At 35.5% G+C, this 21,753-nt stretch carries 12 protein-coding genes; 5 read left to right on the top strand and 7 right to left on the bottom strand.

Annotated features, from left to right (window positions below; genetic code table 11):
* Positions 1-76 precede the first annotated feature (76 nt).
* Both EV144_RS07080 and EV144_RS07085 read left to right on the top strand, forming a co-directional pair.
* Positions 77-2,446, top strand: coding sequence for a TonB-dependent receptor domain-containing protein (locus EV144_RS07080; protein ID WP_134147394.1), 2,370 nt, complete (start codon positions 77-79; stop codon positions 2,444-2,446).
* Between the two features lie 25 nt (positions 2,447-2,471).
* Positions 2,472-3,686, top strand: coding sequence for a hypothetical protein (locus tag EV144_RS07085; protein ID WP_134147396.1), 1,215 nt, complete (start codon positions 2,472-2,474; stop codon positions 3,684-3,686).
* 147 nt (positions 3,687-3,833) lie between these two features.
* Here the strand turns inward: EV144_RS07085 and EV144_RS07090 are convergent, their stop codons facing one another.
* The 4 genes from EV144_RS07090 to EV144_RS07100 all read right to left on the bottom strand — a co-directional run bounded on the left by EV144_RS07090 (position 3,834) and on the right by EV144_RS07100 (position 7,810).
* On the bottom strand, positions 3,834-4,343 hold the full coding sequence (locus EV144_RS07090; protein ID WP_134147398.1) for a PRC-barrel domain-containing protein: 510 nt from the start codon (positions 4,341-4,343) through the stop codon (positions 3,834-3,836).
* 46 nt (positions 4,344-4,389) lie between these two features.
* Positions 4,390-4,557: a hypothetical protein gene (locus EV144_RS24125; RefSeq protein ID WP_166670546.1), complete on the bottom strand. Its 168-nt coding sequence runs from the start codon at positions 4,555-4,557 to the stop codon at positions 4,390-4,392.
* Positions 4,558-4,841: 284 nt separating this feature from the next.
* Complete coding sequence (locus EV144_RS07095; RefSeq protein WP_134147400.1) at positions 4,842-6,770, bottom strand: glycoside hydrolase family 97 protein; 1,929 nt, start codon at positions 6,768-6,770, stop codon at positions 4,842-4,844.
* Between the two features lie 11 nt (positions 6,771-6,781).
* Positions 6,782-7,810, bottom strand: coding sequence for an aldose epimerase family protein (locus tag EV144_RS07100; RefSeq protein ID WP_134147402.1), 1,029 nt, complete (start codon positions 7,808-7,810; stop codon positions 6,782-6,784).
* 138 nt (positions 7,811-7,948) lie between these two features.
* Here EV144_RS07100 and EV144_RS07105 point away from each other — a divergent pair, with 138 nt between their 5' ends.
* The 3 genes from EV144_RS07105 (at position 7,949) to EV144_RS07115 (ending at position 13,721) form a co-directional block, all read left to right on the top strand.
* Positions 7,949-8,857 (top strand): AraC family transcriptional regulator, encoded by a 909-nt coding sequence (locus tag EV144_RS07105; RefSeq protein WP_134147404.1) that lies wholly within the window; start codon positions 7,949-7,951, stop codon positions 8,855-8,857.
* A gap of 127 nt (positions 8,858-8,984) precedes the next feature.
* On the top strand, positions 8,985-10,388 hold the full coding sequence (locus EV144_RS07110) for a sugar porter family MFS transporter (protein WP_134147406.1): 1,404 nt from the start codon (positions 8,985-8,987) through the stop codon (positions 10,386-10,388).
* An 18-nt stretch (positions 10,389-10,406) separates the two neighbouring features.
* Positions 10,407-13,721 (top strand): DUF5107 domain-containing protein, encoded by a 3,315-nt coding sequence (locus EV144_RS07115; RefSeq protein ID WP_134147408.1) that lies wholly within the window; start codon positions 10,407-10,409, stop codon positions 13,719-13,721.
* A 182-nt stretch (positions 13,722-13,903) separates the two neighbouring features.
* Here EV144_RS07115 and EV144_RS07120 read toward each other — a convergent pair whose 3' ends face one another.
* The 3 genes from EV144_RS07120 to EV144_RS07130 form a co-directional block, all read right to left on the bottom strand.
* A complete protein-coding gene (locus tag EV144_RS07120; RefSeq protein WP_208326837.1) occupies positions 13,904-16,171 on the bottom strand; it encodes a GH92 family glycosyl hydrolase in 2,268 nt (755 codons plus the stop codon).
* A gap of 67 nt (positions 16,172-16,238) precedes the next feature.
* Positions 16,239-18,578, bottom strand: a complete 2,340-nt coding sequence (locus EV144_RS07125) for a glycosyl hydrolase family 95 catalytic domain-containing protein (RefSeq protein WP_134147412.1) — start codon at positions 18,576-18,578, stop codon at positions 16,239-16,241.
* A gap of 51 nt (positions 18,579-18,629) precedes the next feature.
* On the bottom strand, positions 18,630-21,569 hold the full coding sequence (locus EV144_RS07130) for a discoidin domain-containing protein (protein ID WP_134147413.1): 2,940 nt from the start codon (positions 21,567-21,569) through the stop codon (positions 18,630-18,632).
* Between the last annotated feature and the right edge of the window lie 184 nt (positions 21,570-21,753).

Raw genomic sequence — 21,753 nt, forward strand, 5'->3', positions numbered from 1 at the left:
TATTAATAGATAATTTCATACTTTTGATCTTTTATTTATTCTAAATAAGAATAGTGTATAATCCTAAGTATATTTCATGAAGCTCAAAATAGCATTGCTCTTTTTATTATCGTCGACATTTTTAATGGCTCAAAACACCATCTCTGGTAAAGTAAATGATGAATTTGGAAATCCATTGGCAGGAGTTCACATTCAGCTTTTAGGTACACAAATAAAAGCAGAAACAAATGCTGGTGGACTTTATCAGATTGAGAATCTAGCAACTGGACGATATACAATTGAAGTGAGTTCAGATGGATATATTTTAAAAAAACAGACGATTGTTTTAGAAAGTTCTTCCAATACTTTGGTAAATATAACTTTAGAAAAAACGGAGAAACCATTAAAAGATGCAGAGAAATTAAATGATGTTCTTGTAAAAGGTGTATCTGAAAAGCAAAAAAAAGAGGAAACAGCACAAGCGGTTTCAGTAATAGAAATGCGTGAAGCTAAGTTTAAAACTGCTGATTTGGGCGAAGTTCTTGCTCAAACGCAAGGTATAAGTGTAAGACGCAGCGGCGGTTTAGGCTCCAGAACTAATTTTTCGATGAACGGTCTAACAGGAAATCAAATTCGTTTTTTCTTAGACGGAATTCCTTTGGAATATCACGGTTATACTTTCGGAATTTCAACAGTTCCGGTAAACTTAATCGATCGTGTTGAGGTTTATAAAGGAGTCGTTCCTATCGAATTTGGTGCAGATGCTCTTGGCGGCGCTGTCAATTTAATAACTCCGAAAATAAAGTCTGGTTTCAGTGGCTCTTTTTCGGCTCAGGCGGGATCGTTTGGAACTTACAGAACATCGCTAATCCTTAATAATTACAATGAAAAAACCGGATTTTTTATAAAGGCAAACGGATTCTACGACACTTCTCAAAACAATTATAAAGTAGATGTTGATGTTGCAGATGATGCCGGTAAAATTAAAAAAGTAACCGTACCAAGATTTCATGATGCGTACAAAGGCTACGGAATGCAGTTAACAACAGGTGTAAAAGACAGAACTTGGGCAAAGGAATTAAGCATCGAAGGATTTTTTACCGATTACACAAAAGAAATTCAGCACAATCAATTAATGGTTGGAGTTCCTTATGGAGAAGTAATGACCTACAGAAAATCGGCTGGATCTGTCCTTACCTATCGCAATGACTTTGGCGAAAATGTTGCCTTAGATGTTATTTTTGGATATAATTACCGTGAACGTCAATTTACAGATGTATCTGATTTTGTCTACAACTGGTATGGCGAGCGTATTCCTGGTTCTGCAGGAAATGTTAGTGGAGAGATTTCAGAATCTACCGGCCCAAGTGATACTTATACTTGGAATAATGATGCTTTTTCACGTTTAAAAGCTTCATGGAAAATTAATAATCAATATGCTTTAAGTTTTACTTCGGCTCCTACTTATTCTAAACAAACCGGAGACGACAGACTTATTACTGGCTATGACCCGGCCAGCGCTATACGAGATTTGTTTACATGGGTAAATGGTGCAGATTTTAAAATAAATGCTTTTGATGAAAAATTAGAGAATATACTTTTTGTTAAACATTATTTACAAAAAATCAATTCAGAAGAAAAGATTCCGTCTAATAATACTGTAATAAAAGAAGACAGAAGCGTAAACTATTTTGGTTTTGGAAATGGATTCCGTTACAAATTTACAGAACAATTTTCTACCAGACTTACTTACGAATACGCTACACGTCTGCCTCAGACAGACGAATTATTTGGAGACGGCCAATTTGTACAAGGCAATTTAAATTTAAAACCCGAACGCAGTCATAACGTCAATTTTGAGCTTTTCTTTAAATCAAAAACAAATTATGAAACCAGCAATTGGCAAGTACAAACCAATTTATTTTTAAGAAAAATAGACAACCAAATCTTATTTGTTCCAGCTCTGGACCGTAATAATATTTATCAAAATGTATTTGCCGCAACTTCTAAAGGAGTTGAGGTTTCCGGCAGCTGGACTTCAAAAAATGACAGATTTTCATTTCACGCAAACAGCACTTATCAGCACTTTTATAACGACTCAAACGAAGGAATATTTGCAGCTTATAAAGGTGACAGAGTACCAAATCAACCCTATTTTTTTGCTAACGGCGGTGTAAACTATTCTTTTCTTAATCTAATGGGAAAAGCAGATAAATTATCACTTTTTCTTGATGCGAGATATGTTTATGAATTCTTTAGAAGCTGGGAAAGCGCATCTGTAAATCCATTTGTGATTCCGAGTCAGCAGACTTTTGATTTTGGCACAACTTACCATAATAGTATAAATGGAATTAAATATTCCATAACCGGGGAAATACAAAACTTAAGCAACGAAAAAAATTATGACTTTTTTGGTGTACAAAAACCAGGAAGATCATTTAATATCAAACTAGTAACTCAATTTTAATTATAATTATATATAACCAACAGGTATGAAAACAAATCGATTTTTTAAAAAATATGCTGTATTAGCAATAATGTGTTCTGTATTTGCATTAACATCATGTAGTTCTGATGATTCTAAAACAGACGGAGGTCAAGGAGATAATCCAGCAGTTATAGCGTCAGTTCGTGTAAATACTCCGGCAGGTAGAGTTTTTTATTTAGGAGCATACGCTAAATTCCCTTCAACTCTAGATTATAAAACGATGACAGAGATAGGCCCAAATGCAACAATATATTCTTACGGTGAACATCCTTATGTTTGGAATGGCACGGCTTCTACTTTAACCAAATACAATGTAAGTAATGATATGAAAATTTCTAGTGCAGATGCAGTAAGTCTTGCAGGTACTGGAGTTAGCGGTACTTTTGGTCCTCCTGCTTTTGTGTCTGAAACGGAAGCATATTTTTTCGCCTTAAATGATGGAAAAATTATCAAGTTCAATCCAACAACTATGACGATAACAGAAACGATAGCAGTGACTCCATTACCATTTAGTAATGATGCTGGTATTAAAACAGCTACTTATATGAGTTATGTTACTTCTGCAAAAAAAATCATTTTGCCTGTTGCAAATACGCCTACTGATTATAATAAGTTTCTGCAATACGGGCAGATTGCCGTTTTTGATATTGCATCAAAAGCAGTTACTTATGTTAATGATTCTCGTGTTTCAATGGGGTATCATACGTTTGCAAAAGGAAGTGATGGCTCATTATATTACAGACCATCTCGTGAGACTAACATTGCATTAGATTACAGCACTGTAACGGGTAATCCATCTGCAAGCGCATTATTAAAGGTAAATCCTAATGGAACATTTGATGCTAACTTTTTTGTTGATTTAAAAAAAGCTCTAAATGCGCATTCTGTAAATGTAGTGGCGTATGTTAACGGAGATAAAGCGCTTGCTCAATATTTAGATAATACTTTTACGCCGCCAGCAAAACCTGCTGACTGGTACAATGCTCCAACAAAATTTGCACTTGTAGATTTAAAAACATTAAAAGTGGAACCTTTTACTTCTTTTGAAAAATACGGAACAGTTTATACTGTAGGTACAATTGATGGTATCGAATATTATGGTAATATCACGGCTCCTGATGGTAAATTCAGTCTTTTAAAACAAAATGGAGCTGCTGATTTTGAAGCCATTTCTGAAGCACTTGGCGGTAGTTTAATTTTTGTTGGGAAATTAAGATAATATCCTATATTATTTTTTATAATAATGATTTCTAAATATACAATTCTAAATTAGACTTGTATCACTTACAAACAAAAGGCTGTCTTTGTCGGACAGCCTTTTGTTTATTTTTTATTACCATAAAACATCCTATGAGAATGAGCAGCATTAATGATTATCAAATTCCCTGCGGTTGTAAAAAGTATCATCATCGCTTGACCCAAAGCGGGACTCGTCATCAGGGTAATAGGAATTCATTACTCTTCTTTCATAGTTTCTGTCAAAATTATGCTGCTGGTTGTATCTGCTTGTTTTTCTAAATGTATTATACCCTATACTATTAGCCATCACAATTTTGGTATCTTTATTTATGCTGACAGATCCAATCGGTATGATAATATGGCTATCTCCATCCTTATACACAAACTCCTTTCCATTATCATTTGCTATAGCATCATGAATCTCATTTTTGCTGTCGTCAATTAATGCTTTATCTACGTTTACATCGAGATAGACAACGCGCTGCATATCTTTATTGACCCAAAGATTATCGATTTTACCTATAGTTCGGTTGTCAGCATCTACTATTTTCCATCCTCTTATATCAGAGTAGTTTGAAGCAATTTTATAATCAGAAAGTTCGTCCAGTCTGTATAAATTTCTATCTTTATTTTCCATACATTCTTTTTTATATTATAATTTTTTATTCCGGCCTGATTCCTACTTAATTTCCAGTGCTGTCTGCACTTGTAGTGTTTTCGATTTGCATTCTGTTTTCTACTTGCGCCTCGTTATCTCTAACAAAGATGAAATATATAAGTGCTGCGATTAACAGGACTGCTAAAACCCATGGCCATATAGGCTTCTTTTTCTCAATTTTGATTTCTGCCATAACTTATCTTTTTTATTATTAACATTTTAACTTATATTAAAGGTACAAATGAGTATGGCGTAAAAAGTATTTAATTTCATCCAGAAGTTATACAATTCCCAGTAAACTAAAAATCAACAAGCATCTTATAAAAAATGAGGTTAAGAATTTAAATCACAGCCGATAGATTTGATTATAAAAAATACCCTGATGATTTTTTGGAAAAAATCATCAGGGTAAATCAATTCTAGACTTTATTATCTAAATCAAAGAAAATCCATATTTCTATTAAAAAAGCAAATTTATTACTTTACAAACTCAATAATAAATCCTCCTTTTGGAGCTAAATTATACTGCCATTTGGCCGTTACAGGATAAGTCTCAATCTTAAAATCCATTAACGGATCGCTTCCCTCAGAAATAATTCTGAACTTAGAAAAACCTTTGCTGTATTTAGTAAGATCAATAGAAACGGGTGTCGCAGCATTAGTTCCATTTATTCCGATAATATAAGAAAGCGTATCTTTTTTACGGGATAATATTATCGCCTTGCCAGGTTCTGCAATTACACATTCTGTTTTGTCCCAAGTTGCCGGCATTTCTTTTAATAAGTTCTTAAGTTCATTAGGAAGTGAATTAAACACTTCTTCTGAATCGGCAAAATGAATAATTCCAGATGTATAAATCATTGCCATTGCCAGTTCATGCACCGCTGTGTTTAAGCGCGTATATTTTCTAAAAGTAAGCGCAAACGGTGTGTAATCTGCTGGTCCGGCAACGTTTCTTGTAAAAGGCAGTACCGTATTTTGTTCGGCCGCTTTTTCAGGAAACTTTGGTTCGTAAAAATAACTTTCTGTTCCTAAAATAGCTTCTGCTGTTACAAAATTGGGCCATGTTCTGTGCCAGCCTCTTGGCATTGTAGTACCATGCAGGTTTACAAGCAGATGTTCTTTGGCAGCATCTTCAAAAACAGATTGTAAAGTTCCCATTATTTCTTGTCTGTCAGAGCACCAAAAATCTATTTTAACGCCTTTTACTCCCATCTCAGCCAGTTCTTTAAATCTCTTTTTTCGTTTTACCGGATCAAAATATTCTGCTGAATATCCCCAAACTAAAGGCTGCACTCCTTTTGACAAGGCATGATCAATAATTTTTCCTTCTTTGTTGGCTTTTTCCCATCCGGCATCAAAAAGCGTATATCTAAATCCAAATGAAGCAGAAACATCAGTGAATTTATTATAAATTTCAGGGGTAAAATCATCTGGATGCGACCACCATGACCAGGCCGCTTTTCCCGGTACTATCCATGAAGTATCTTCAATTTTAGATGCCGGAGCCAAATCAGTAATCAATGTTGACAATAATATATCTCCTGCTTTATCTCCAATTATAATAACTCTCCAAGGCATTACCCACGGCAAATTCGATTCTGGATAAGCATTTGCTTTTTCTGCTAAAGGCAAAGTAAATTTTTCGTCTCCTTTTGCAAAAGCAATTTTATAAATTCCAGCTGCAGAGTCTGGCTCGAAATGACAGCCGGGAAATGAACCATCTGTTCCTGATTCTGCAATTAAAACCCAATTTTTAGTATCATTTACATTAAAAAGTGCCGGCATACACCATCCAACCGATTCATTTCGGGCACCGCTTATTGGATCTCCTGACTTCACATTCACATAAAAATCCTCATAACCCGGAGTATAATCTCCTGCTTTGTTATAAGGCTGCAACCAGCCTTTTGCATTTTGATCGATATGAAATCCCGTTATTTCATTTTTAAGAACTTGAGTCTGTTTACCATTATTATCGAATTTGTATCTAAAAGCAACACCTTGTTCGCCGGCAATTAAATCTATGGTCATTAAAGCTCCAAGCTTGTTTTTAAAAGTGATACTTTTAGTTTTAAAAACATGATCTGCTATTTTATTATTGGACACTTTAAGTTCGTATTTTTCACGTTTTTCTCCGATAGCTGAATTTTTTACAACGGATAATCCAGCCGTAAAATCATCATTTTCAAAACGCAGTCCAAGCGGAGAATCCAAAATAATAGCTTTATCCCGACGCGTTACTTTATAGGATAATTTTCCATCTTGAGTTAAAGACAAGGATATTTTATTTAGATTGTCCTTAGACTTTAAAGAAAGTTCATTTTGTGCTTTACAGTTGGTCAATACAAAAAGCATCGCGGACAGCAGTAAACTTAAAGATCGATGAATAAACATTTTTTTCATTTATATAATTTTTAGAGGTGATAGTCAATTTTGTTATCTGCTAAGTCAAAAGCGTACGTAATGGTTTCATTATAAACTTGTCCCGTTTTAAATATTGTATTAGGAAAATGCAAATGATTTGGGCTGTCAGGATAATATTGGCATTCTAAACAAAGTCCGTCAAAAGGCTCGTAAAGTTTAGAATGTTCGCCGATAACTTCACTTTTTAAGTAATCGCCTGTGTACAATTGTATGCCTGGATAAGAGGTAAAAACCCGCATTATTCTTCCTGATTTTTCTTCTGTCAATTCGCAAACTTTATCTTTATCCAAAATATAATAGGTATTCAAGCCTTTACTTTTCATTACATCTCCTAATAAGTCATTCTGAAAAATATAGTTATTGGCAGAAATAATTTTTCCTGTCGGAATATAATCGGGAGTATTTTCTAAGATTTTATCAGCCTGAATCGTGAGGCGATGCTGTTGTATTTTTTCGGCACAAGCCGATAAATTAAAATAAGAATGATTCGTAAAATTTAGTGGTGTTGGTTCATCGGCTACAGCCAAAAATTCAATTTTAAGCTCGTTTTTATCTGTCCATTTGTAAATCACTTTAATGTCTAAATTGCCCGGAAAACCGCCACTTCCATTTTTACTTTCAAGACTAAAAATTACTGTATTCTCTTTTATGATAAAATCAAAAACTTTGTTGTTAAATCCAGCCGAACCACTATGATTGTTGTGTTTCCCATCATTTTTATCCAAAAAAAAAGTTTTATCTTCAATAGAGAATTCAGCATTATTAATTCGGTTTGCAAACCTTCCAACAGTTGCTCCTATATAACAGGAATCTTCTAAATAACCTTCCAGAGTTGGAAATCCTAAAACTACATTTTCTTTAATTCCGTTTTTGTCCGGAACTACTATGGACTTTACTACGGCTCCATAATTAAGCAGTTCAACGTAATTTTCGTGAACATTCGTAAGTCGAAATTTAAAAATTTCTTTTCCATTACAAACCCCAAAAGGCTCGTATGTAATCTTATTAATAGGATTCATAATTTATTAAAAAAAGGATTTGAAAACACTATCCTTAAATAGTATTTCAAATGTAACTTCGATTATTAGCTTAAAAATGGACATTATTTTTAAAAGCATGGATTAAATTACGATATTTGAAAAATAAGTTTTGACAAAATGAAGAATTCATCACAAAAAGAAAAGATAAAAGTCAAAGAAGGTTTTTTAGGACAGCGCATGATCGTGATTCCTAAAAATATACTTTCGGGCATTAAAAAGAATGCATTGATTTCTGGTTTGTATTTTACAGACATTGGTGTTTTCCCTAATGCAAGTCATCATTCAATGAAACGTAAACACGGAAGCAAACAATATATCCTTATTTATTGTTATAAAGGTGAAGGTGTTATTACTAAAGAAAATAAAACCATACCGCTTAAAGCGAATACTTTTTATATTATACCACCAGAAACAGCGCATGATTATCATGCTTTAAAACAAAATCCGTGGAGTATTTACTGGATCCATTTTACCGGCCCGCAGGCACCTCATTTTTATGAAAAATTCATCACCGAACATCCCGATACTGCACCGCAATTGTCATTGGAAGAACGACGCATCGAACTTTTTGAAAACATACTGGATGTTATGGAAGACGGTTACAGTCTTAGTAATCTTGAATATGCTAATCTTTCATTGTGGCAATTATTAAATGCCTTTTTATACGAACGCTATTTCATCAAAAAAAATAGAAAATTTTCAGAGGATAATACTATTGAGTCGGCAATAGATTATATGAAAGAGCATTTGGATTTATCTTTAAAAATCAATGAGGTTGCTGCTTATTTTAATTACTCTTCTTCTCATTTTTTTACCTTATTCAAAAAACAGACGGGTTATTCTCCTATCCATTATTTCAATTATTTAAAAATGCAGAAAGCCTGTCAATATCTTAGTTTTACTACTATGAGTATAAAAGAAATAAGTTTTGCGCTGGGGTTTAATGATCCGTTGTATTTCTCCCGTCTTTTCAAAAAAGTAATGAGTACTTCGCCAATACAATACCGCACCGAATATAAACAGTAACGCAATTGTTTTCGTATTTTAGTTTATCATCTTAAAAAATCAGATTATAATCCATCTATTCAAAAAAAATATCCATAAATCAAAGGTTACCATTCTGCTAATTTTACAAAAGCTATAAAACCTTTTTATGAAAAATTATAATTATACCTTTTTATTATCAATTAGCCTTGTTGCAGCATTGGGTGGCTTACTCTTTGGCTACGACTGGGTTGTAATTGGTGGTGCAAAACCATTTTACGAAATTTATTTTGGCATTTCAGATTCTCCTGCTTTACAAGGCTGGGCTATGAGCAGCGCTCTTGTTGGCTGTGTAGCTGGTGCAGCCGTTGCGGGCAAACTTGCAGATACTTATGGCAGACGTCCAATGTTAATTGCTGCGGCCGTATTATTCTCCTTATGTGCGTTGGGCACCGGAGCATCAGAAACTTTTACAATATTTATTATATGGCGTATTATTGGCGGTATCGGGATTGGGATTGCATCGACAATTTCGCCTTTGTACATTGCCGAAATCGCTCCACAGGAAACCCGCGGTCTTTTTGTATCTATAAATCAGCTTACCGTAGTTATCGGGATTTTAGCAGCACAAATAACCAATATGGTCATTACTGAGGTTATTCCTGCAGGCTATTCTCATGCTCAAATTCTGGCTTCTTGGAACGGACAAACGGGATGGAGATGGATGTTTTGGGCAGGATTTTTTCCGGCTGTTCTCTTTTTTATTCTAATGTTTTTAATTCCCGAAAGCCCAAGATATCTGGCTAAAAAAGGAAAAAATACTACTGCAGAAGAAACGCTTACTAAAATTGGAGGATTGGCTTACGGCAAAGAAGAGATCTCAAAAATAAAAGAAACTTTTACACACGAATCAGAGAAAACCGATTTTAAAATACTGCTTGATAAAAAAGCTTTGCCAATTCTAATAATCGGAATTGTATTAGCCGCTTTTCAACAATGGTGCGGTATTAATATTATTTTTAATTATGCGCAGGAAATCTTTGTTTCTGCAGGTTACAGCATAAACGATTTGTTTATGAATATTGTAATTACCGGTAGTATAAACCTGGTTTTTACTTTGGTTGCTATGGGAACTGTAGATAAACTGGGACGCAAAAAATTAATGCTTTTTGGGTCGGCAGCATTAGCTGTAATTTATGCTTTACTGGGTTATTTTTATTACACGAATGTTACCGGTTTTCCTTTATTAATGCTGGTATTATTAGCCATTGCCATCTATGCAATGTCTCTTGCTCCTATTGTCTGGGTTATTTTATCTGAAATATTCCCTAACAGAATTAGAGGTGTAGCGATGTCTATTGCAACTTTTGCACTCTGGATTGCTTCTGCTCTATTGGTACAAACATTTCCAATTTTCAACAATTACCTGGGTACGTCGGGAACTTTCTGGCTGTACGGTATTATCTGTGCCTTAGGATTTTTGTTTGTATTAAAAAAACTTCCCGAAACCAAAAACAAAAGTCTTGAAGAAATTGAAGAACTGATGGTTTCTGATTCAAAGAATATTCAATAATTTAAATTTCATTACATCATGCAAAAAGTAAATGTTTGGAAGGAAAAAATAATCCTGCCAACTTATGAGGTGGGCAAACCTGAAAAAAATCCTGTATTTATTGAGAAAAGAGTGTATCAGGGAAGTAACGGATCTGTATATCCATATCCTGTTATTGAAAAAATCGCAGACGAAAAAACAGACAAAGAATACCAAGCTGTATATCTTGAAAATGAATTTGTTAAAATAATGATTTTGCCAGAACTCGGCGGACGTGTTCATATGGCTTATGATAAAACCAAAGAACGTCATTTTGTCTATTATAATCAGGTTGTAAAACCGGCTTTGGTTGGACTTACAGGCCCGTGGATTTCTGGCGGAATTGAGTTTAACTGGCCGCAACACCACAGACCAACAACTTTTGATCCTGTTGATTTTACGATTGAGGAACATGAGGACGGCAGCGCAACAGTTTGGTGCAGTGAGGTTGAACGTATGTTTAGAACCAAAGGAATGGCGGGTTTCAGATTATATCCTGACAAAGCTTATTTAGAAATTAAAGCGCAATTGTACAACAGAACATCGTTTCCGCAGACTTTTTTATGGTGGGCAAATCCGGCTGTAAAGGTAAATGACGATTATCAATCGGTGTTTCCGCCAGACGTAAATGCGGTTTTTGATCACGGAAAACGTGATGTTTCTTCTTTTCCGATTGCAAAAGGAACATATTACAAAGTAGATTATTCTCCGGGAACAGATATTTCCCGTTATAAAAATATTCCGGTTCCTACGTCTTATATGGCGATTGCTTCAAAATATAATTTTGTGGGCGGTTACGAAAATGATTCTAAAGGCGGTTTACTTCACGTAGCAAACCACCATGTTTCTCCTGGGAAAAAACAATGGACTTGGGGACATGGCGATTTCGGCCGTGCCTGGGACCGCAATCTTACGGATGAAGATGGCCCGTATATCGAATTAATGTGTGGTGTTTATACGGATAATCAGCCTGATTTCACCTGGATTATGCCGGGCGAACAAAAGGATTTTACGCAGTATTTTATGCCGTATCGTGATTTGGGTATTGTAAAAAATGCTACCAAAAATGCGATGGTCAATTTAGAAAGCATCGATAATAAATTAGTTATTAAAGCTTATACAACAGGAGTTTATCCCAACACAACGGTTACTTTAAAAAATAATGAAACTGTTCTATTTCAAAAACAATATGATGCTTCACCGTACAATTCGTTTGAAGAAACAATTGATTTTAAAAACAATGAATCTTTAGAAGGATTATCAATTTCTGTAACAGATGCCGACAATAAAGTTTTGGTAGATTGGATGTACGAAGGCCCAAATGAAGCTGAAATTCCCGAAGCTGCAAAACCTGCTCTTGCACCAGAAGATATTCAAAATAACGAGCAATTATTCCTGACTGCACAACATTTAGAACAATACCGACACGCAACTTACAGTCCGATTCCGTATTATGAAGAAGCTATTAAGCGCGATGCTGGCGATATTCGCTCAAATAATGCGATGGGATTATGGTTGATGCGAAGAGCAAAATTTGAAGAAAGTGAACCTTATTTTAGAGCTGCGATAAAAACATTGACGCAGCGAAATCCAAATCCGTATGAAGGCGAAGCTTATTTTAATCTTGGTTTATGTCTTAAATATCAAGACAGATTTAAAGAAGCGTATGATGCATTTTACAAAGCTACCTGGAATGCTGCCTGGCAAAATCAGGGTTATTTTTATGTTGCGCAAATTAATGCCTTAAATAATGATTACGAATTAGCACTTACACATATTCAAAAGGCAATTTCTAAAAATACCGAAGATCATAAAGCGTTGCATTTGCAAGTTGTTTTACTTAGAAAATTAGGACAGGAGCAAAAAGCATTACAGCTCGTAAATACCTATTTGGAAAGCGATTGTTTTAATTTTGGATTGCTTTACGAAAAATATCTTTTGAGCAATGACAAAAAAGAGCTTGCTTATTTCAACGGATTGATAAGAAACAACATTCATACGTATATAGAATATGCATTAGATTATGCGGGCGCTGGTTTTTATAAAGAAGCTGCAGCATTGTTGTCTGAAGGCTTAAAAGATGAAAATACGTATCCGATGGCTTGGTATTATGCGGGTTCTTTTTATCAAAAATTAAATGATTTCGGTCAAGCCGAAAAATGCTTCAAAATGGCCTCTGAGGCAAAACCAGATTATTGTTTCCCAAATCAGATTGAGGCTGCTTTACTGCTTCAAAACGTGATTAAGAAACAAACTAATGATGCAAAAGCTTTGTATTATTTGGGTAACTTTTGGTACGCCTCCAAGTTTTATGACGATGCTGTTTCTTGTTGGGAAAAATCGGTTGCTATTGATGACAGCTTCCCTACCGTTCATCGCAATTTGGCTTTGGCTTATTATAATAAATTAGAAGATGAACAAAAAGCTTTAAGCAGCTTAGAAAAAGCCTTTTCGTTGGATTTACAAGATTCCAGAATTTTGATGGAACTGGATCAATTGTACAAACGTTTAAATAGAGATTTAGTTTTTAGACTTGCTTTCTTAGAGAAACATTTAGAATTGGTAATTCAAAGGGATGATGTTTATTTAGAAAGAGTGGCTTTGTACAATCTTTTAGGCAAACACGACAAAGCGCTTACCTTGTTACAAAACCGAATTTTTCATCCGTGGGAAGGCGGCGAAGGAAAAGTAAGCGGACAATATCTTATCAGCCTGACTGAAATTGCGAAACAACAAATCACGGCAGGAAATTATGATTACGCTATTGAACTTCTGGAACAAGCTCAATTTTATCCTGATAATTTAGGCGAAGGAAAACTGCCGGGCGCTCAGGAAAACGATATTTATTATTGGCTTGGTGTCGCTTTTGAGAAAAAAAATAACATAGAAGAAGCTAATAATTGGTGGCAAAAAGCAACGCAAGGATTAGAAGAACCAACTGCAGCTATTTTTTATAATGATCAACAGCCGGATAAAATTTTCTATCAAGGTTTGGCTTTTCTAAAATTGAATCAACAATCGGAAGCGGATAAACGTTTTGAAAAATTAGTTGCTTACGCTCAAAAGCATTTAAACGATCATGTTACTATTGATTATTTTGCAGTATCACTGCCAGATCTTATGATTTGGGAAGATGATCTGGATAAACGTAATAAAATTCACTGTTTGTATATGCTTGGATTAGGTCTTTTAGGATTGGATAAAAAAGCTGCATCCGAAGAGACTTTCGAAGCTGTACTTTCTGAAGAAAAGAGTCATTCAGGAGTTACGATACATTTGTCATTATTAAAAAATGAAGTATCGGTTTCTGTTTAAGTTTGGTGTTTAAATGTTAGTTAGCCCCGATAGTTTAAAAAACTGTCGGGGCTTGTGGTTTAATCCGGTGCTTATCCTGCAAGGTTTCCAAAACCTTGTAGGTATAAAACTGTAGATGAGAAGATTACCAAACTATACCTACAAGGTTTTGGAAACCTTGCAGGAAAATCAAAATAAATGATTTAGTTAGCCGGCCTGTTTTCTAATTTGGTTCCCCAATTTTTATTGGGATTAGGTCCCATAATAAATTCTAAAGTACCGCCAGCATCTAAATCAGATTGATTAATAAAGGTTTTGGTATAGTTTTTACCATTTAATTTTGCACTTTGAATGTAAATATCTTTACCAGAAACGTTTTTGGCTGTAACTTTAAAAGTCTTGTTATTTTTTAATTGAATAACAGATTCTTTAAGTATTGGAGAACCAATAACATATTGACCACTTGCAGGATTTACAGGATAAAATCCCATTGCACTAAAAATATACCAAGCCGAAAGTTCGCCACAATCATCATTACCAGAATAACCCGATGATGTGGTATTGTACATTTTCTTTAATATGGCTGATGCATATTGCTGCGTCTTCCAGGGCTGGCCTGCATAATTGTATAAATAAGCAATATGATGACTTGGCTCATTACCGTGTGCATACTGCCCAATAAAACCCGAAGCATTATCATTTACTTCTTCTGGTTTGTCTTCTAATGTAAAAAAAGTATCTAATTTTTGAGTAAATAAACGATCACCGCCTACTAAACTCACCAATCCTTTTACATCTTGAGGAACATACCAAAAGTATTGCCAGCCGTTGCCTTCTGTAAACGGGTATCCTCCATTTGCGCCATATTTTAACGGATCAAATGGACTAATCCATTCGCCTTTATCATCTTTGGCTCGAAAAAAACCTATCTCTTTATCGTAAAGATTTTTATAGAATTGTGACCGTTTCGTAAAATGGTTGTAATCATCTGTTATACCTATCTTTTTTGCCAGTTGTGCTACACACCAATCGTCGTAAGCCATTTCTAATGTTAAGGAAACAGATTGTGATTTTAGGTTTTCCGGAATATATCCGTACTTTTCCCAAATACCAAACGGTGATCCCGGATGTTCTCGTTCTGCGGAATTTTTTACGGCTTCAAACGCAGTTGCGGCATCTATACCCGGCAAATTTTTAAGTACAGCATCTACCACTACCGGAATCGCATGATTGCCAATCATGCAATAATTTTCCTGTCCCCATAACTGCCATATTGGTAAATAACCAAATACTTTATAGTACTCCAGCATACTGTTTATAAAATCTGCAGAACGCTCTGGTTGTACTAATGTGTACAAAGGATGTGCGGCACGATACGTATCCCACAAAGAGAATGTTGAGTAATAGGGTTTGGATGATTTTCTAACCGTAAAATCAGCTGATGGGTAATCACCGCTAACGTCTGATAAAGTATTCGGTTGTATAAAAGTATGATACAAAGCTGTATAAAAAATCTGCTTTTGCTCTGGCGTTCCGTCAATTTTTATTTTCCCTAGTTCTTTTTCCCAAACGGTATCAGCGGTATTTTTTATCCCTTCAAAATCCCAATCCGGAATTTCAGATTCTACATTCAAACGTGCATTTTCTATGCTTGTGGCAGAAATTCCTATTTTAACCAAAACCTCTTGTTGCATTGAGGTATCAAAATCTAATAGGACACGTATTGCGTTACCGTTTACAATTTTAGGATTATCATAGTTATTATTGCCGTCAACAACATGACTATGAATTACAGGTTGTGAAAATTCAGCATGAAAAAACACTTTTCGCATTGGTGCCCAGCCTGTAATAAGGCGATAACCTTCGATAGTACGATCGTTTGGAAATGATAATTGCGATGCAATAATACGCGTATTCCAATCTGATTTTTTCATCGAATGATCTAAATCAATTACGATATGTGCTTCTTTATTTTTGGGAAAACTGTATTTATGAAATCCGGCATGTGTAGTTGCCGTAAGTTCGGCTTTTATCTGATAATCTAAGAGCTCTACGCTATAATATCCCGGTCTGGCGGTTTCTTTTTTATGAGAGAATTTTGACTGATATGCATTTTGTCCCACTTCTTCTTTCATTACGGGACCGCTAAACGGCATCAACATTACATCAAACAATTCGGCTACACCTGTACCGCTTAAATGGGTGTGGCTGAAACCCACAATTGTGGTGTCATTGTAATTGTAACCGCTCGCCACACTCCAATCTGGGGTATTTCGGGTGTCTGGACTAAGCTGCACCATACCAAACGGCACAGTAGCTCCCGGATAATTATTACCAGAAAGCGGCGATCCATGTGCAGCTCCTGTACCTATAAACGGATTTACGTGTGTGGTGATTTTTTCGATATGCTGTGCACTAAGAATTATTGAACTTAATAAAGCACCGCAGAGTATTATTTTATTTATAGTCATTATGAAAATTGATAAAAAATAATCCTGTAAGCTTCAAAACGACTTACAGGATTATTGTTATTATTGTTTACAATTTAGAAGATGTGATTTCTTTCAGTTCTCCGTTTACCTTAACTTTTACTTTTGCTGGTACTGCAGATTGTATTTGGTACTGCGTTACTTTACCTTTTTCCCATTTCATATTTATGGTAAAATTTCCTTCGGCTTTGAGTCCTTTTACTTCCCCTTGATTCAACCAAACGTCTGGCATTGCAGGCAGTAATTCGATAAATCCGGCATGGCTTTGAATGAGCATTTCGCCAATTCCGGCTGCTGCGCCAAAATTACCATCAATCTGAAATGGCGGGCCTGCCGAAAGCAAATTAGGATAAACGCCTCCTCCTGCTCCATAATTAATATTCGTTGCCAAGGTTGGTCTCAATATTGTTTTTAATAATTTGTAAGCTCGGTTTCCGTCTTTCAATCGAGACCAAAATAACATTTTGTACGCTATAGACCAGCTTGGTCCATCATCGCCTCTTACCTCCAGCGTTTTCTTTGCTGCAGCTGCAAGTTCTGGTGTTCCTTCTGGCGTGATCAACGGCGCAGGATATAATCCGTATAAATGAGAAATATGACGGTGCTGTGCGTCTGGTTCTTTATAAGGTTTTAACCATTCCTGAATTCTTCCGTCCGGACTTACAACTCCCGGCGGCGGTAATAGTTGTAATCTTTTTTCAAGATCATTTCTTAAATCATTATCTAATCCTAATTTTTTAGAGGCTGTTATTACATTATCAAATAATTCACGAACAATTTGATTGTCTATTGTCGGCCCCATGCAAACGTGCGCATCTTGCCCGTTTGGTAAAAAAAATGAATTTTCTGGTGATACAGATGGCGAGGTTACGAGCCAGCCTGTTTCTGGATCTTTTACTAACATGCTGTTGTAAAACTGAGCTGCGCCTTTGATAATTGGATAAATTTCGGCTAAATAAGCCTGATCGTTTGTGTACAAATAATGGTTCCATAAATTGTTGCACAACCAGCCGGAACCAGCTTTTGCAATTCCCCACGAAGCACTTTCTCCTGGTTCTGTAAAACCCCAAACGTTGGTTATTACGTGTGCGACCCATCCATCGGCATTGTAATAGGCTTTTGCTGTTTTTTCGCCGAAAGGCACCATCTTTTTTACCAAATCTTTTAACGGAAGGTTTAATTCTGATAAATTACCGGTTTCTAATGCCCAGTGATTCATTTGCACATTTACATCAAGATGATAATCTCCGTTCCAAGGTGTTTGTACTTGATGCGCCCATAAGCCTTGCAAATTTGGCGGAAGCAGTCCCACTCTTGTGCTGCTGATACTTAAATAGCGTCCGTATTGGTAAAACAAAACCGGAAGTCCTGTATCTGAATCCGAATCTTTCATAAAAGCATCTAAACGCTCGTTTGTCGGAAGTATATTTTTTGTTGATTTCCCAAAATTCAAAGCCACACGATTAAATAACTTTTGATAATTTTGGATGTGTATTTTCTTCTGATCCTGATATTTTTTCTGCATTGCTGCATCCAAAATTTTATCTACCAAAACTTCAAAAGCTTTGTCTTTAAAATCTGTTCCTGCACTTATAAACAATACTACTTCTGTTGCATTTTTGATTTCAATTTGATTATTATGGAATGATGCAGAACCGTCTTTTAATTGCGCTTTTACTTTTGCTTTATAGCGCATTCCTTTTCCGTCAATTCCATTGTTGAGCTGACCTGTCATAACAAGGGAATTGTCATTGCCGTTTTCTGTTTTAAAATGTTCCGGCCTGTCTAATTGAACAGTAAAATTCAGTTTTCCTTTTTTACTTGATGTCAATCTGACAAAAGCTGCATCATCACCAAAACCAGCAAAATATTCTCTTTTATACGTTACGCCGTCAATTGTAAATTGGGCAGCTGCAACTGCGGTTTGTATGTTAAGATTTCTAGTGTAATTGGCAGGCTGTGATTTGGTTTTGTAATCAAAATTAAGGATCATATTTCCTAAAACCTGATAACAGCCAAATTGTACATTGGCTCCGTCCCCGCTTCCTGAGCCCGGGCCTGTGCATACAAAATTCTCATTGATGAGTTTTTCTGCATCGCTATTTTTATTTGCCAATAGCAACTCTCTTATTTGGGGCAGAAAGGTATATGCTTTATAATTGTTGGCATCCTGCGGTGAGCCACTCCATAGGGTAATATCATTAAGAACCAATTTTTCTGTTGTGATGCCGCCATCGGGCATAATTCCTAAACGACCGTTTCCTAATGGCAGTGTTTCTTCCCATTGCGATGCGGGTTTGGTGTACCACAACTCCAACGGATTACTTTGTGAATACCCTAAAAAAGGTAACAATAGGAAAAGTAAAGCTTTGTGTTTTTTGATATTCATAATTGTATTTTTTTGGTTAGATTAAACCTAACAGGTTTACTTCCGAAACCATTATTTATTATAAGGAACAGCTTTTACAATTGGTTTTTCTCCATTTTTTAAAGCCGATTCATCAAATTCTATTGTAATTTCTCTACTTTCTCCTTTTAGCAAAGTAAAATAACTATCGCTCACAATTGCCGGTAAAATCTGAGTTCCTGTTTTATCATTTAAAGCTTGGATATGGATTCCAAAAGCAATTCCTGACGGACTTGAAATTTTTGATTTTACAATGTATTTTCCGTTTTGTTTTACAACTTTACTGGACACATTTACATTTACTTTTGGCAGTTTATTCAGTTCGGTAAAATCTTTCATATTAATACCTCTCCAATAAAAATTCTCACTGATTAGTTTATTTTGAGCGTCTTTTAATTTTAATCGAATAAAATGTACCGGACTCAAATCTGATGTGTTGGCATCGGCTCCAAAAACTTTAAAATCATAAAGTGAATATCCCCATCCAGAACCGCGTTTTATGCCTAACATTCTAACATAACGTGCTTTTATTTCATCAAAAGAAATAGTTTGAATTCCTTGTTTTCCGTCTTTTATAACACTCGCATCTGTCCAGTTTTGAGCGTCTGTACTTACTTGAATTTTATATTCTTTTCCGTATGCATTCTCCCAGTTTAATTCTACTCTGTTGATTGTAAATTCTTTTTCAAGATCTACATAAATCCATTCGTTGTCTGTCGCATTGCTTGCCCATCGGCTGTTAGCATCTCCGTCTGTAACTTGTTTGGCATTTCCGCCTTCTGTTGAAGATACAACAACATTTTTTTGAAATGCTAAATCTTTTTGATTGGAATAAAAAGGAAGTACAAAACTCTCTGTTGATGTGTTGGAATAGGAATCTATAACGGCATTTTGGCTGAATTTAGTCACTGGTTTGCCATCTATATTGTAAACAACGGCTTCAGCATTCAGGTTTTTAAAATCTGTTCCTGTAGAATTGATTACTTTGACTGAATTGTTTACCGGATTCCATTGAATGTGCATGGGTTCACAAGCCGATTTTACGCCCCAATACGCTCCTGTTAAATCGTAATAATAATCATAAGTCTGCCAAACCATGCTTGGATAAGACGACTGGCTCATCCAGATCATAATTCCTGAGGCATCTTCCCACATATGATCCAGCCAGCCTTCGTACATGGCTTTGTTGGTTTCTATATTTAAAAGCTGTGCTTTTGTGGTATATTCTTCCAGATTATTTGGTGTTCCATAACGTTCAGATATACTTTTATCATAATTATCTGGACTTGCGTTAAAGGCTTTTTGTCCAAAAAAATGTTTGTCCCACATATCATTTCTTGGCCACCAGTCTTTTTCGGGAATAAATTTCTTAAAGCTTTCTATGTTCGGAAAAACGGCTGTTCCTATTTCAGATCGTAAACCCCAGCTTGGGCCGTCTCCCGTGCCCACATAGGGTTCCGGATATTTGGTAAAATAAAACCTCGGATCTTTATTTCCCCAAAGTCCGCTTCCGCTAAGATTTCCTGTGTTTGAGCAAGGCTGATAATAACGATCGTTATTATCAAAAGTTTTGATGTTTTCTGCTATCCAGCCGTTCAACGGCGGTTGAGGAACGCCTTCGTTATTACCACACCAAAGTGCTATGCTGGCATGATTTCTAACGCGTTTTATTTTTTCGATTACGTTACTATTAAAAACATGAATGTCTAATGGCAGATTCGGATTTGCATTTAGCCAAAAGTCATCCCAAACCATAATTCCATATTTATCGCAGGCTTCGTAAAACTCGTTATCTGTTGTAGAACCTAACCAGTTACGAATGATATTGTAATTCATTTCTTTGTGAAGTTTGACTTTTAGATCATATTCTTCACCACGGCATCGAAGCATATATTCGCTCATTCCCCAATTTCCTCCTTTTAGAAAAACTCTTTTTCCGTTGATGGAAAGATGCAGCACGCCACCGTCTGTATCATAAGTATATTTTCGAATTCCGAAAGTTACTTTTTGAAGGTCTGAAACTATATCGCCAACTTTAAGTGTAAATTGACAGGTATATAAATTAGGATTTCCGTAACCGTTTGGCCACCATAATTTAGGATTTGAAATGGCTAATTCCGGAAACTGTTCTTTATTAATTTTTACATTGGTGAGTCGGTTTGCGTCGAGACTGATTTTTTTAGAAAAAGTGATGTTTCCGGGCATTATTACACCTGTCAAAACTCCTTCCTGATTTTGTGCCGAAGAATTTTTAATATCCAGTTTTATCTGAAGATCTGCACGCGCATTAGAAACTAAATCACTATGTATCCACGGATCTACAATGGTAATTTTGTTGGTATTGGTTAGATAAACATCATCTGTAATTCCCGAATTTAATCCGGGTACATACGGCATCCAATCCCAGCCTGCGCTCGAAATATAAGTTGGACTTCCGTAATTGTTTAAAGGCTGCTTTGGAATGCTTACCAATATTGCGAGAACGTTTTTCTCTTTGCGATGCACTAATTTGGTAATGTCAAATTTCCCTCTTTGCATCATACCGCTTAATACGGCTATTTTTTTTCCGTTAAGGTAAACTTCACCTTCGCGATTGATTCCTTCAAAATTTAGCCAGATTATATCTTTTGTAAAATTTTCGGGTACAGTAAATTCTGAGCGGTACCAAAAACTGCGATCGTATTTTGCCTTATCAACCTGATAAATATTGTCTCCAAAATTGGGATCTTTTTCTAATCCTGCAGCTACGTAAGAATTAAAAACCGTTCCGGGAACAACGGCATTTACCCAATTTACAGTAGCATAATCCGGAGTAAATATTTTTAGGCTGTCTTGTCCTACTTCTGCTTGCGGTTTAATTTTCCAAACGATATCAGAAGAGTTTAGACTTACTTTGTTTTGAGAATAAATACTTAATGATAAAGCGTTTAAAACCAGTAAACATATAAAAACGGGAATGTTATTAAACTTCATATTGTTATTTTTCTTGATTTACAAATTGTAAAATATTAAATGATGAATGCCATTTTGGAATAAGTTTTTTTTAACAGAAGACGTACTAAGTACTGTTATTACCTAAATCCAAAATGGCATTACAAATCAAAACTGTGATATTAACCAAATCACAAGAACAATAAATAAAAATTACTTTAAAACT

It is taken from the genome of Flavobacterium sp. 270 (assembly GCF_004368785.1).
Taxonomy (GTDB): domain Bacteria; phylum Bacteroidota; class Bacteroidia; order Flavobacteriales; family Flavobacteriaceae; genus Flavobacterium.

Coding starts and splice junctions, on each gene's coding strand:
- EV144_RS07085 (WP_134147396.1), top strand. CDS start 2,472: ATGAAAACAAATCGATTTTTTAAAAAATATGCTGTATTAGCAATAATG.
- EV144_RS07080 (WP_134147394.1), top strand. CDS start 77: ATGAAGCTCAAAATAGCATTGCTCTTTTTATTATCGTCGACATTTTTA.
- EV144_RS07105 (WP_134147404.1), top strand. CDS start 7,949: ATGAAGAATTCATCACAAAAAGAAAAGATAAAAGTCAAAGAAGGTTTT.
- EV144_RS07100 (WP_134147402.1), bottom strand. CDS start 7,810: ATGAATCCTATTAATAAGATTACATACGAGCCTTTTGGGGTTTGTAAT.
- EV144_RS07125 (WP_134147412.1), bottom strand. CDS start 18,578: ATGAATATCAAAAAACACAAAGCTTTACTTTTCCTATTGTTACCTTTT.
- EV144_RS07130 (WP_134147413.1), bottom strand. CDS start 21,569: ATGAAGTTTAATAACATTCCCGTTTTTATATGTTTACTGGTTTTAAAC.
- EV144_RS07120 (WP_208326837.1), bottom strand. CDS start 16,171: ATGACTATAAATAAAATAATACTCTGCGGTGCTTTATTAAGTTCAATA.
- EV144_RS07090 (WP_134147398.1), bottom strand. CDS start 4,343: ATGGAAAATAAAGATAGAAATTTATACAGACTGGACGAACTTTCTGAT.
- EV144_RS24125 (WP_166670546.1), bottom strand. CDS start 4,557: ATGGCAGAAATCAAAATTGAGAAAAAGAAGCCTATATGGCCATGGGTT.
- EV144_RS07095 (WP_134147400.1), bottom strand. CDS start 6,770: ATGAAAAAAATGTTTATTCATCGATCTTTAAGTTTACTGCTGTCCGCG.
- EV144_RS07110 (WP_134147406.1), top strand. CDS start 8,985: ATGAAAAATTATAATTATACCTTTTTATTATCAATTAGCCTTGTTGCA.
- EV144_RS07115 (WP_134147408.1), top strand. CDS start 10,407: ATGCAAAAAGTAAATGTTTGGAAGGAAAAAATAATCCTGCCAACTTAT.